The organism is Nocardia glycosmidis (genome assembly GCF_052545115.1).
In genome coordinates, this window is sequence record NZ_JBQWRH010000035.1 from 1 (window position 1) to 13,036 (window position 13,036).

The window sequence follows — 13,036 nt, forward strand, 5'->3', positions numbered from 1 at the left end:
CTGCTTGCCCTGGCCCTTTACCGCCTGGGCCAGCCCCTCGAAGCTCTCGCCACCCTCCGCCGCATTCGCACCCACCTCGCCACCGAGTTCGGCGTCGAACTCAGTCCGCCCCTGCGCGATCTGGAATCCGCCATCCTCACTCACGATCCGGCCCTGACCTTCACTAGCGACTTCGGATCAGCCCGGCAGTCTGCCGAGATGCCGTGGCTCGGAGCGCATCTCGATGCTGACGGCACCGATTCGCATGGCAGCGGCGCAACTGCTTCCGCATCGGTGCGGGACAACCCGGCCACGTCACCGATCGCCGCGACAGCGAACACCCCGCACCGGTGGGGATCGGATGAACGAACCGCTTCCGATTTTCCAGGCGCTGCAGCGCTCTCGGCTCTGGAGCTGCCTGCCACGAGTTCCTCCGACCCCAGAAGGTCGGGGCCAGCCGGGTCCGCGCCCGATGTCTCGGCGACCATCGCCGATTCGACTACCGGGCACCTCGATTCGTCTGCGAATCGACCGGATTCGGCACCAGTGGGTACAGCACTGCGCGCGATGCCGGAGGTCGTCGGCTACACCGAGCAGCGGGCCGTACTGCTGACAGCGGCGCGTGAGGCGTCGGCGGGCCGGGCGCGACTGGTGTGGGTCGAGGGTGAAGCCGGTGCCGGGAAATCGACACTGGTCGCAGCAGTTGCCGCAGAGCTGACCGGGGGCGGCTGGAGCGTGGTCACTGGTCGATGCCCGGAGGTCGACGGCGCGCCCGCGGCCTGGGCCTGGCGGCAGGCACACGCGGAATTAGATACTGTCGCAAGCGAATCCGATGATTCGATTGAGGGGCGGCGAGCGGCGGAAGTCGGAGCCGTGTGGGTGCCGCCGGTCGCCGAGCCGGCCGGGTCGACGGCGGTGAGAGCGATGGCTTCAGGGTTGGTGCCGGAGGTGGGGACGGTGGCTTCTGGGGTGCTGCCGGAGCTGGAAGCAGGCTCGCGCGCGGCGGTCGGTTCCGAGCCGTCGCGGATCTCGCTGAAGGGTGTGGCGGCGGATAGGCCAGTGGCGGCGCGGGTTTTGCCGGCCGCAGAGGGGGATTCGACCCCGTTCGAGTTGGCGCGGGCAGTGGCGCGGCGGTGTGCGGGGGTGGGGCCGCTGCTGGTGGTGCTGGAGGACGCACATCGGGCGGATGGGGCGACCTTGCAGATTCTGCGGCAGGTGGTGGCGTGGACGGCGGGCGAGCCGGTGCTGTTCGCGGTGACGCTGCGCGGGTCCGAGGCAGGAGACGAGGTGCGGGCGACGTCGGCGGCGCTGGCGGCGGTGACGGCGGGACGGTTGGAACTCGGGGGGTTGGATACGGCGGCGGTGTGGGTGCTGCTGGCGGCGGCCGGGGTCGCCGGAATCGAGAACGACACTGCGGAATTGGTGCGGGAGCGCACCGGGGGTAATCCGCTGTTTGTGGGCGAGTTGGCGAAACTGGCTGCGGCGGAAGGGAATCTGCTGGCAGTGCCGACGGGAGTGCGGGACGTGCTGCACCGCCGGATCGCCCGGTTGCCCGCCGAGGCGGCGCGACTGCTACGACTGCTGTCGGTGTGGGGTGACGAGGCTGATATCGATTCGCTGCTGCAACTGGCGGGGGAGAGCGAGGAGACGTTGATCGATCTGGTCGATACAGCGGTGGTGGCGGGGTTGCTGCGGATCGACGGAACCGGTGGGCGAATCCGCTTCGGACACGCCTTGACTCGTGATGCCGTGTACGACGGAATTCCCGTGCTGCGGCGCGCCCGCATGCATTGGACGGCTCTCGGAGTGGCCGAGCGTGCACCCGCACCCGACTTGGACGTACTGGCCCATCACGCCCTGGTCGGCGCGCACGCGGGCAATGCCGAACAGGCGCTCGCGCATGTGCTCGCGGCGGCCCGTCACCGCACCGCGCGCCGCGCTTTCGCCGAATCCGAACCGCTCTGGCGCGCCGTGCTGGACCTGCACACCCTGGCCGGTCACCCGGACGACGGCAGCCATCGCGATGCCGGCATCGCCATCCTGGAAGCGCGCTGCGCCCGCGTTGCCGCCCTCGCCTATGGCGGGAACGACGCCGCCGCCCGCCTGTTGCGCGCCGAGGCCCTCGACCTCGCTGAACACTTGGCAGGGCCCGCCGGTCCACTTCCGTGCGCCACTGGGCCCGCGCCGGGAATGATGAGGCCACGAGCTTCCGGCGACTCGGCGTCGCCACTTATCGGCGTTGCGCAAGCACATGGGCTCGAGATCGACGGAGCACAGCACATCGGCGCCGAAGGCGCGCAGAACCTTGGCGCCGGTGATGTCCGGGACCTTGGTGCCGCCCACGTGCCGATTCCTGGCGAAGCCGTACTCGGTGCGGCGAACCCATCGGGTCTTGCCATCTCGAACACTCGGAGGTCCAGTGCCGCAGCGGATCCGGTCGCGTTCGCGCTCGGGTGCTGGCGCGCACCACTGATCTGGGCGACACGGGACAAGCGGTTGCCGGATGAGCGCATGATCGGCGCGTTGCGGTCGGCGCTGGATCGCCCGTTGGCGGTGGCGGATCGGGTGCGGTTGCTGGTGACGCTGGTGTTCGAGGTGGAGGGGGACGACGATCCGCTGGCTTTCGCGGCGTCGGCGGAGGCGGTGGCGCTGGCGCGGGAAGCCGGTGATGCCGAATTGCTTTGTGCCGCGGTGAATGCTCGGGCCTTCCTGGCCTTGGGGCCGGATCTGTGGGCGGAGCGCGCTGCGCTGGTGGCCGAGTTGCTCGCGGTGTCCACGGCGACGGGGCTGGTGGAGTTCCAGGCGGTCGCGCATTTCCTGGGTTGTCTGATCGCGTGCAGCGCCAATGATTTGGTGACGGCGCGCGCGGAGGCCGAACGGGGATTGGAGTGCGCGACCGGTGGGCAGCTGCGTCAGATGCTGACCGTACTGTCGACGTTCTCGGCGGTGTTGTCGGTCCTGCGCGGCGATCTGGTTGCCGCCGAACGGATCTACGCGGATTGCAGTGCGGCGATGGTCGCCTCCGGCACTGCGAACGGCGCCGAACTCTTGATCGTGTCCGCCATGGTGCTGGGCTGGGCGCGCGGGGATCTGTCGGCGCTGGTGGAGCCGATGTCCATGGTGTACGCGGTCGCGCCCGAGGCCATGGCGTTCCCGTATGTGCTGGCGTTGTGGGATGCGGGTGAGATCGACAGGGCCCGCGAGGTTTTCGTCAAGGCCGCGCCGATCAAACGTGACCACTACTGGTCGGTCATGGTGGTGTTCCGCGCTCGGACCGCGATCCGGTTGAACGACTCCGCAGTCATGACCGAGTGCTACCGCGACATGCTGTCGCGCGCGGGCACCATGGCGGGCCTGGATACCGGTTCGGTGGTCTTCGGCCCCATGGACTCGGTGCTCGCCGAACTGGCCGATGCCCTCGGTGATCCGGCCGCGGCCGCCGACCACCGCGCCCACGCCGCCGCATTGTCGGCTCGCATCACCGCTCAGCTGGACGGACTTCAGGATTGATCGGCGACGGCGCGTTTTCACCGCGGTGCTCATGAAGTAGCGAGCCGCCGCTCGTCTGCGTCCGTACTGCCGGACGCTCCCAAATGGCCGAGAGGTTCCTCGCCTGCGTGCCGGTCATCGGGCCGATGGTCCGTGCAGTGCCCCCGCGGCGCTCAACACCGTTGCGGTGGAGGTCATGCGCGAGGTCGGCATCGACCTCACCGCGGAAGCGGTCGCAAGCTCCGCCGTCGTCATCACCATGGGGTGCGGTGACGCGTGTCCGTACTGCCCCGGGGTCGACTATCGCGATTGGCGGCTCGACGCCCCGGCGGGCCAGGGCATCGTCGCGGTCCGGCGCATAGCAGTCTCGCGCGGTCACATCCCGTTGATGAGCCGTTCGCGGCGGCGGTGGGCGCGCCCGAACCAGCGCAGCATGAGTTTCAGCATCAGCCCGCCTTCGGTGCCGACGCGTTCCCATTCCTCCGGCGTGCACATCCCCAACATGCGAGGCAGTTCGAAACTCATCGTCGCGCCCCGGCGGGCGGCGGCTTCGACTCGATTCCATTGCTCGGCGCTGAGTCGGGCGGTGATGACCGGGAAGATGGTCGCCTCCTCGTCGTCGATGTGTTCGGTGAGCAGCGCGTGCAGGTGTCCGAGGCCGGTGCTGAGTTCGGCGGCCGAGTCGGGCGCGGAGCGGGCGAAGGCGCGGGCGGTGGCGCGCAGCCGGTCGAGGAGCGGGTCGAGCTGGGCGTGGTCGTCTTCGAGTTCGCGGAGGTCGATCGTGCCGTCAGCGTTGTCGCGCAGCAGTGGCCACAGCACCGTGTCCTCGATGTCGTGGTGATGGTGGATGCTGTCGCAGAGCAGCAGCAAGTATTCGGTGACGGCTGCGGCCCGAGTGGGTGGGCAGGCGGTGTGCCCGGCCGCGATGTCGGCGGTGAGCCCGGTGAGGCGGGCCGTGTCGGCGAGCATGGCCCGATGTGCCAGGCGCATACCCAGCAGGTCGGGCGCAGTGGTGTGGGTCGGCATACCGGAGACAGTGCGTGGAGTGGCTTGCGCCCTACTTGCGACCAACTGAATGTGGCTGGACGGTCGTCGCCGAGGCGACGACCGGGCCGTATCCCAGACCGAGCGAAGGCCTCGTGGTCAGTACGCCCCTTCTCCCTCGGCGATCGCGCGCAGGGTGCGGGCGATGATCCAGAGGTCGAGCAGCATCGACCAGTTCTCCACGTAGAAGATGTCCAGCTCCACCGACTCCTCGGGGGAGAGGTCGGACCGGCCGCTCACCTGCCACAGGCCGGTGATGCCGGGCTTCACCAGCAGCCGGCGGCGCATGACGCCGTCGTAGGAGTGCACCTCGCGGCGCACCTGCGGCCGCGGGCCGACGACGCTCATGTCGCGGCGCAGCACATTCAAGAACTGCGGCAGTTCGTCGAGGCTGTATTTGCGCAGGAAACGTCCGACCGAGGTCACCCGCGGGTCGTTCTTCATCTTGAAGAACAGCGGGTTGCCGCCGTTGGCGGAGATCAGCGTGTGGATGTGCCGGTCCGCGTGCACGTACATGCTGCGGAACTTGATCATCCGGAACGGCCTGCCGTCCACGCCGATTCGCTCGGAGAGGTAGAAGACCGGCCCGTGGCTGGTGAACTTCACCGCGGCGGCGATGATCACCAGCACCGGCGCGATCAGGGTGAGCACCAGCAGCGAGAAGCAGATGTCGAAGACGGCTTTACGCAGCGAGAGCGCGCGGTCGTACCGGGGGCGTTCGATGTGCAGCATGGGCATGCCCGCCAGCACCTGGCTGGACATGCGGGTGCCCGAGATGTCCATGACTCCGGGGGCGACGATGAGTTCGGCGCCGAAGGAGTCGAGATCCCACGCGAGATTGCGGATGTCGCGTGGACCCAGACGATCCGTGGCCATCACCACGACGGTGTCGGCGCCGGTGCGCCGAGCCGCCCGGATGACCGAGCGGTCGTCGCCCACCACCGGGATTTCGCGCCCGCCCACCGCGATGGTCGCCGGTTCGTCCGGGTTCGGGCCGGCCGCGGTGCACACGCCGACCACGTGGTAGCCGTACATGTGGTTGCGGTCGAAGGTGGCGGCGATGGCTCGCGCCGCGTCGGGGCCGCCGACCACCAGGACCGAGCGGCGGTAGCGGCCCAGCGCCCGGCGCCGGGCGGCGTGGCCACGCCACAGCGCGCGCGTGCCGAGCAGGCCGGCCAGCCCGACCGGGAGTGCGACCGCGAGATAGTCGTGCACGGCGTCGAAGCGGAACACCAGCGCGCCGATGGCCATGGCGCCGAACAGCTGCAGCGTCGCCGACAGCAGCCTGCGGTACTCCTCGGTGCCGCTGCCCATGGTCCGATGGGAGCGAGTGTCCTTCCAGCCCAACGCGATCGACCACGCGGCGACGACCGCGAGGGACAGCGCGACGGCCTGCGCGGCGAAGTCGGGGTCCCAGGAGATCGGGTCCGGCGCGGCGAGATCGATGCTGATCATCTGGGCCAGCAGGGTCGCGGCGGCGATGGCCACGATGTCGGTGACGAGGAGTCGGCGGACGTAATTGGTGCGCCAGCGGTCCCGCTCCCCGTGGCGGGAGAAGTCCAGGCGCAGGTCGACGGCACCACCGGTGCTGCTGAGCTCGATAACCATGCGTGAAACAATCTGCTTGAAACTTGAACCGTCTGATTCTTCGCTTCTGCGGGGAGAATCGGAGAATTCCTTGGGGCACGTCCGGCGACGGAGTGGAGACGATTCGAAGCCGGGCCGATCTTGCGAAAGTGTGCCTCGAATCATGGTTTGACACAAGCCGAAGTGGGTAGGTCACAGCCTTGTAACGATGTCTGCCCAGTTCGCATGGCACGCGCGCGGATGCTAACTTTCTCCCGGTCGGCAAAGAGAAGTCGTTTCTCGGGGCTGCGGGGCGCCGCCGGCGAGTTCGTCGTCTTCAAGTGGAGCTCGTGTGCGTTGTCGTCTTTGTGACTCGGTCAGGTTGACGAGTGTGGTGGACCTGGGGGCCACACCACCCTGTGAGAAGTTCCTGTCCGCCGACGAGCTGGACCAGCCCGAGGTGACCTATCCGTTGCACCTGCGGGTGTGCGCGGACTGCCTCTTGCTGCAGATCCCCGCGTTGATCACCCCGGAAGAGACGTTCACCGAATACGCCTACTTCTCCTCCTACTCCGACAGCTGGGTGCGGCACGCCGAGGTCTTCGTCGATGACGTGGTGACCCGACTCGGACTGGGCAGCGGGTCTTTCGTGGTGGAGGTGGCCAGCAACGACGGGTACCTGCTACGCAATGTGGTGGCCGCCGGGATCCCGTGCCTGGGCATCGAGCCGTCGGTGAACGTGGGCGCGGCGGCGCGCGAGGCCGGGGTGCCCACGCTGACCGCGTTCCTGGACGAGGAACTGGCGGCGACGGTGCGTGCCGAGCACGGCCCCGCGGACCTGGTGGTGGCCAACAACGTCTACGCGCATATTCCGGACCTGCGCGGATTCACCCGGGCGCTGCGCACTCTGGTGGCCGATGACGGCTGGATCTCGATCGAGGTGCACCACGCGCTGAACCTGGTGCGGCACGGGCAGTTCGACACCATCTACCACGAGCACTTCCAGTACTACACGCTGCTCTCGGCGCAGCGCGCGCTGGCGACGGCCGGGCTCGCGGTGGTCGACGTCGAGACCATTCCGACGCACGGCGGGTCGCTGCGGATCTGGGCCAGGCCCGAGGGCGTGGCGCAGCCGTCCGCGCGGGTCGGTGAGCTGCTGGCGCTCGAGGCGGCGGCGGGGCTGTACGAGGTGGCGGGGTACGCGGCGCTGCGCACCCGCGCCGAGACGGTCCGCGCTGAGCTGCTGCGCTTCCTGCTCGACCAGCAGGCCGCGGGTAAACGGGTGGTCGGCTACGGTGCGCCGGGCAAGGGCAACACGCTGCTCAATTACTGCGGCATCCGGCCGGATCTGCTGGAGTACACCGTAGATCGCAACCGCTACAAGCACGGGAAGTACACCCCGGGTACCCGCATCCCGATCCACCCGCCGGAACGGATCGACTCGGACCGCCCCGACGTGGTGGTGGTGCTGCCCTGGAATCTGGAGGCGGAGCTGACCGCGCAGTTGCGGCACATCGGCGCGTGGGGCGGCAGGCTCGTCTTCCCGCTGCCCGCCGTGCGCGTGGTCGATCCGGCCGCGAAGGCGGAGGTCGGCGTGCGATGAAGGTCGTTCTGTTCTGCGGCGGCTACGGCATGCGGATGCGCAACGCCGACACCGACCTGGTCCCCAAACCCATGCAGATGGTCGGGCCGCGCCCGCTGATCTGGCACGTCATGCGGTACTACGCGCACTTCGGGCACACCGATTTCGTGCTGTGCCTGGGCTACGGCGCGCACCACATCAAGGAATTCTTCCTGACCTACCAGGAGACGATGTCTAACGACTTCGTCATCCGCAACGGGAAGGTCGAGCTGCTGCACTCCGACATCGCGGACTGGACCATCACCTTCGTGGACACCGGCCTGGAGTCGGCGATCGGGGAGCGGCTGCGCCGGGTGCGCCCGCACCTGGGTGACGACGAGATGTTCCTCGCCAACTACTCCGACGTGCTCACCGACGCGCCGCTGGACGAGATGGTGCTGCGTTTCCGCGATTCCGGCGCCGCGGCCTCATTGATGATCGTGCCGCCGCAGTCTTCGTTCCACTGCGTAGACGTGCTGCCCAGCGGCGAGGTCAAGGAGATCACCCCGGTGGGGAAGCTGCCGATCTGGGAGAACGGCGGATATTTCATCCTCACCCAAGAGATCTTCGACCACCTCCCGCCCGGCGGCGACCTGGTGGAAGACGCCTGCGGCGCGCTCGCCGCGCAGGGCAGGCTCTACGGTTACCAGCACTTCGGGTTCTGGAAGCCGGCCGACACCTTCAAGGAGCGCGCCGAACTGGACGCCGGGTACCACCGCGGCGACCGGCCGTGGATGGTATGGGAGCGTCCCTCGTCGTGATCGCGCTGATTCCCGCACGAGTCGGTGAGATCGCACTGCTCGGTGCGCATTGTGACGACATCGCCATCGGCATGGGCGCGACCCTGCTGACCCTCGCGCGCAGGCACCCCGGTTTACGGGTGCGCGCGCTGGTGCTCTCCGGCGGCGGCACTCCGCGCGCCGAGGAAGAGCACGTTGGCCTCGAATCCTTCTGTCCCGGTGCCGATCTCACGCTGACCGTGCTCGATGTGCCGGACGGCAGGGCGCCCGCGCACTGGGATCGGGTGAAGGACGCGCTGGCCGCGTTTCGCCGGGAGACCGAGCCGGACCTGGTGTTCGCGCCGCAACGCGGTGACGCGCACCAGGACCACAGGGTGCTGGCCGAACTGGTGCCCACCGAGTTCCGGGCCCACCTGGTACTCGGCTACGAGATCCTGAAATGGGAGACCGACACCCCGCGGCCCACCGTGCTGCACCCGGTCGCGCCGGAGGTCGCCGCCGAGAAGGCGCTGCTGCTGGCGAAATGCTATCCCTCCCAGGCCCACCGCGACTGGTTCGACGACCAGGCGTTCCTCGGGCTGGCGCGGGTGCGGGGAGTGCACTGCCACGCCGCGTACGCGGAGGGGTTCGTACTGGACAAGGCCGTCCTCGATCTCGGAGGTGCATAGCGATGCGTGTTCTCGTCACCGGTCACCAGGGCTACCTCGGCACCGTCATGGTGCCGGTGCTGCGGGCGCGTGGACACGACGTGACCGGCCTGGACACCGGCTACTTCGCCGACTGCGTCCTGGGCGCGGCGCCGCCGGACCCGCCCGGGCTCGCCGTCGACCTGCGCGATGTGACCGCCGAGCAGCTGGCCGGATTCGACGCGGTGATCCACCTGGCCGCACTCTCCAACGACCCACTGGGCGCGCTGGTCCCGGAGATCACGCACGACATCAACCACCATGCCTCGGTGCGGCTGGCCCGGCTGGCCAAGGACGCCGGGGTGCGGCGTTTCCTCTACGCCTCCACCTGCTCGGTGTACGGCGCGGCGGGGGACGGCCTGGTGGACGAGAGCGCGCCGCTGCGCCCGCTGACACCGTACGCGCAGAGCAAGGTGCGGGTGGAGGACGACCTGGTGGCGCTGGCCGACTCCGATTTCGCGCCGGTCTTCCTGCGCAATGCCACCGCATTCGGTTTCTCGCCTCGGCTGCGCGCCGACATCGTGCTGAACAACCTGGTCGGGCACGCGGTACTGACCGGGGTGGTGAAAGTGCTCTCGGACGGCACCCCGTGGCGTCCGCTGGTACACGCCGAAGACATCGCCGAGGCGTTCGCGGTGTGCCTGACGGCGCCGGTCGCGGCGATCCACTGCCGCGCGTACAACATCGGCTCCGAGCGCAACAACCGGACCGTGGCCGAGATCGCGCACGCGGTCTCGGCCGTGGTACCCGACGCCGAGGTGGTCATCACCGGGGAGTCCGGCGCCGATCCGCGGTCCTACCGGGTGGATTTCGGCGCCGCGCGCCGGGAGCTGGGCTTCGAGGCGCGCTGGAGCGTCACCGACGGCGCGGCCCAGCTGTATACCGAGTACCGCGACCGCGGCCTCACCGCCGACGACTTCGGCAGCAGGTTCGTGCGGCTGGCGCGGCTGCGCGAGCTCGGCGAGCGCGGCCTGGTGGACGCGCAACTGCGCCGGACGGCGCCGTCGAACCGGGTCAGATCCGATGCGTGAGATGACCGGAGTCCAGCAGGTCGCGCCAGCTGCCCGCGGCCCGGTCGCGGGCCGACACCACGGTGACCGGCCGCGGCCAGGTCAGCGCGAGGTCGGGATCGTCATGCGCGACCGCGATGTCCTCGGCCGGGTCGTGCGGGCGGTCGATGCGGTAGCAGACATCCGCGGTCTCGGTGAGCGCCTGAAAGCCGTGCAGGAAACCCGGCGGCACGTACAGGTGCCGGAAAGCGGTGTCGTCCAACCGGAATGCCTGGCTGCGGCCGAAGGTCGGGGAGTTCGGCCGGATGTCGACCAGCACGTCGTGCACCGCGCCGTGCGCGCAGCGCACCAGCTTGGCCTCGCCCCGGCCGCGGCGCCCGTGCAGGCCGCGCACGACCCCGCGCACCGACCGGGACTGCGAGTCCTGCACGAAGGCCGCGCTCGCGCCCGAACCCACGCTCGCGTCGAAGGCGGCGGCGTCGAAGGTGCGGGTGAAGACGCCGCGCTCGTCGTGGAAGGGCTCGGGCACCAGCACGAGAACGCCGGAGAGCCCGGTCTGCTCGATACGCACCGGGTGATCGTGCCATGAGCGGCGCCGAACCGTCCGGTTGCCTGGCATGTGGGAGCGGCGCCCTGACCAGCGTGCTCGACCTGGGCCGGATGCCCGCCGCCGACCACTTCCCGTTCGTGGGCTCGCCACCACACCCCGGCGAGGCGGGGCACCCGCTGGCCATGGTGCTGTGCCGCGCCTGCGGGCTGGCCCAGCTCGCCGAGGACGACACCGAGACCGCCGAGCCGCGCGGGGTGGAGCCGAGGGCGCTGCGTGAGCAGGCCGCCGACGCGGTCGCACGGGTAGCCGCCGCAGGGCTGCTGAGCGGGCGGACCGCGCGCGAGTTCGGCAGCCCGCACGGGGGCAGCTGGCTGGATCTGCTCGCCGCACGAGGTTTCGCGCCCACCGACGGCGCGGCGGATGTGGTGCTCGACTGCTTCGGGCTCATGCACGAGCGCGACCAGCGGGCCGCGATCGCCGAACGGGCCTGCGCCACCGCCCCCGGCGGCGTGCTGCTGGTGCAGTACCATCCCCTGCGCACAATCGTCGCGGGAGAACAGTGGAATGCGTTGCGGCACGGTCACTTTGCGTACTACAGCCTGGCCGTGCTGCGGGGCATGCTCAGCGCGGCCGGGATGTCCGTTGTCACCGCCTGGGATTTCAGCTTGTACGGCGGCACGGTGCTGATCGCGGCGGTGCACAGCGCGGCCGAACCCGACGCCGCGGTAGGCCGGGTGCTGGCCAGGGAGGCGGGGTCGGACGATCCGGGCTTCGTCGGGCGATTGCAGCGGGCCGCCGACCGGCAGACCGAGAACCTGCGCGTCGCACTGGAACTGGAGGCCGCGCGCGGTTCCCGGGTGTATGCCTACGGTGCCGCCTCCCGCGCGGTCGCGCTGTTCTGCCGGGCCGGAATCCGGCGGTCGCTGGTAGGCGGGGTGGCCGATGCCTCGCCGGCCAAGCAGGGCAGGCGGATGCCCGGCACCGATGTGCCGATCATCGCGCCCGCCGACCTGGTCGCCGCGCGGCCGGACCGGGTACTGCTGACCGTGCCGGATCTGCTCGCCGAGGTGTCCGAACGTCATCCCGAACTGGCCGGGCGCTGGCTGGTCGGGGCACCGGCCACGATGAGTGGGGAGTCGCCGATCCGCTGACGCGTACCGGGGCAGTGTGGCGCTGCACAGTCGCCCACTGGCAGTTTCCGGGGTTCCCCCCAGAAGCCGAATCAGGATAGCTTGACCATTGCTCCGCCGAGTTTCTCGTTCGAAATTCAGGAGCTCCACATGATGAGGGCAGTATGAAAGACCACCGGAAACCGTTCCGGGTCGTGGCCATCGACCATTCCCCGACCCAAGCGCTATGCGCTTTCCCTATCGCCCGAGGTAGCGACGCTCGCGCTTGTTCCCCGATCAGCAGGACGCGCTCCTGAAGCCGACCGATTGCTGCCGGGCCGGACTCTCCGGTCATATTGCCGACATGTTGCTGAATTCATTCTCATCCCTGTGAAAGGAGGGGACGTGGTGAGTCTTTCGGTCTGTGTCCCCGCCTACCAGGCGGGGCGGACCCTGGAACTGACGTTGCGCTCGATCCTGAGCCAGGACGTCGACTTCGAACTGCTGGTGCTCGACAACGCGAGCATCGACGAGACCGGTGCGATCGCCGCGTCGTTCGACGACCCGCGGGTGCGGGTCGAACGCAACGACGCCACCCTGCCCATCGGCGACAACTGGAACCGGGTCATCCGCCGGTCCACCGGTGAGCTGGTGAAGGTGGTGTGCGCCGACGACATCCTGCTGCCCGGCTCGCTGGCCGCCCAGCTCGAGGTGATGGGTGATCCCGCGTTCGCGCTCAGCTCTTCTCGGTTCCAGGTGATCGATGAAGACGGCGCGCTCGTGGAGACCGGGCTCGGGCTGCCCGGCCTCGACGGTGTCCACGGCCCGCGCGATCTGGCCCGCACCATCGTGCGCCGCGGACCCGCCGATTTCGGGCCGACCGCGGCGGCCATGTTCCGGCGCGAGCACTTCGACCGGGTCGGCGGGCTGCGCGGCGATCTGGTGTTCCCGATGGACGTCGACCTGTTCGCCCGGGTCGGTCGGTTCGGGCTGTTCTACGGCCTCACCGAAGTGGCCGCCGCCTGGCGTGCTTCGACTTTCAACCTGTGCAGCCGGACCTCCTCGCTGCGCAAGCTCACCGAGACGCTGCGCTTCCATCACCGCATCGCACGCGACTGCCCGCGGTTGCTGTCCCCGCTGGATGTCGCGGTCGGCGACCTGCGCCTGGCCCGCACCGCACTGGAACGGCTGTTGGTGCGCACCGGGCAACTGCTGGGCTCCCGATTCGAGAACGACCGATGA

Annotated in this window: 10 protein-coding genes and 2 pseudogenes; 9 read left to right on the plus strand and 3 right to left on the minus strand. The window is 69.5% G+C overall.

Features of this window, described 5'->3' with window-relative positions; genetic code table 11:
* Positions 1–9: 9 nt before the first annotated feature.
* The 3 genes and pseudogenes from ACT86A_RS26950 to ACT86A_RS26960 all read left to right on the plus strand — a co-directional run.
* A pseudogene (locus ACT86A_RS26950) lies at positions 10–126 on the plus strand (BTAD domain-containing putative transcriptional regulator); the annotation flags it as partial.
* Between the two features lie 399 nt (positions 127–525).
* Positions 526–3,489: an AAA family ATPase gene (locus tag ACT86A_RS26955; RefSeq protein WP_445095050.1), complete on the plus strand. Its 2,964-nt coding sequence runs from the start codon at positions 526–528 to the stop codon at positions 3,487–3,489.
* An 83-nt stretch (positions 3,490–3,572) separates the two neighbouring features.
* Positions 3,573–3,829: pseudogene (locus tag ACT86A_RS26960) on the plus strand (low molecular weight phosphatase family protein); the annotation flags it as partial.
* A gap of 14 nt (positions 3,830–3,843) precedes the next feature.
* On the opposite strand, the gene ACT86A_RS26965 reads toward ACT86A_RS26960, so the two are convergent.
* Positions 3,844–4,494: a hemerythrin domain-containing protein gene (locus ACT86A_RS26965; protein WP_445095032.1), complete on the minus strand. Its 651-nt coding sequence runs from the start codon at positions 4,492–4,494 to the stop codon at positions 3,844–3,846.
* A gap of 117 nt (positions 4,495–4,611) precedes the next feature.
* The gene (locus ACT86A_RS26970) at positions 4,612–6,120 is read right to left on the minus strand and encodes a sugar transferase (RefSeq protein ID WP_445095033.1); all 1,509 of its coding nucleotides are present in this window, start codon (positions 6,118–6,120) and stop codon (positions 4,612–4,614) included.
* Positions 6,121–6,430: 310 nt separating this feature from the next.
* On the opposite strand from ACT86A_RS26970, the gene ACT86A_RS26975 reads away from it, so the two are divergent.
* From ACT86A_RS26975 to ACT86A_RS26990, 4 genes are read left to right on the plus strand one after another with little or no spacing between them, the layout of a single operon-like run.
* The gene (locus tag ACT86A_RS26975; RefSeq protein ID WP_445095034.1) at positions 6,431–7,681 is read left to right on the plus strand and encodes a class I SAM-dependent methyltransferase; all 1,251 of its coding nucleotides are present in this window, start codon (positions 6,431–6,433) and stop codon (positions 7,679–7,681) included.
* Positions 7,678–8,460, plus strand: coding sequence for a glycosyltransferase family protein (locus ACT86A_RS26980; RefSeq protein ID WP_445095035.1), 783 nt, complete (start codon positions 7,678–7,680; stop codon positions 8,458–8,460). Before ACT86A_RS26975 ends, ACT86A_RS26980 begins: the two co-directional genes overlap by 4 nt.
* Positions 8,457–9,107, plus strand: a complete 651-nt coding sequence (locus ACT86A_RS26985; RefSeq protein WP_445095036.1) for a PIG-L deacetylase family protein — start codon at positions 8,457–8,459, stop codon at positions 9,105–9,107. The genes ACT86A_RS26980 and ACT86A_RS26985 overlap by 4 nt, the downstream gene beginning before the upstream one ends.
* A 2-nt stretch (positions 9,108–9,109) precedes the next feature.
* Positions 9,110–10,156: an NAD-dependent epimerase/dehydratase family protein gene (locus tag ACT86A_RS26990; protein ID WP_445095037.1), complete on the plus strand. Its 1,047-nt coding sequence runs from the start codon at positions 9,110–9,112 to the stop codon at positions 10,154–10,156.
* Here the strand turns inward: ACT86A_RS26990 and rfbC are convergent.
* Positions 10,140–10,706, minus strand: coding sequence for a dTDP-4-dehydrorhamnose 3,5-epimerase (gene rfbC, locus ACT86A_RS26995; protein WP_445095038.1), 567 nt, complete (start codon positions 10,704–10,706; stop codon positions 10,140–10,142). The two genes, ACT86A_RS26990 and rfbC, sit on opposite strands and share 17 nt — an antisense overlap.
* Positions 10,707–10,720: 14 nt before the next feature.
* Between rfbC and ACT86A_RS27000 the strand changes: the two genes are divergently transcribed.
* Both ACT86A_RS27000 and ACT86A_RS27005 read left to right on the plus strand, forming a co-directional pair.
* Positions 10,721–11,836, plus strand: a complete 1,116-nt coding sequence (locus tag ACT86A_RS27000; RefSeq protein WP_445095039.1) for a class I SAM-dependent methyltransferase — start codon at positions 10,721–10,723, stop codon at positions 11,834–11,836.
* Positions 11,837–12,199: 363 nt separating this feature from the next.
* Complete coding sequence (locus ACT86A_RS27005; protein WP_445095040.1) at positions 12,200–13,036, plus strand: glycosyltransferase family 2 protein; 837 nt, start codon at positions 12,200–12,202, stop codon at positions 13,034–13,036.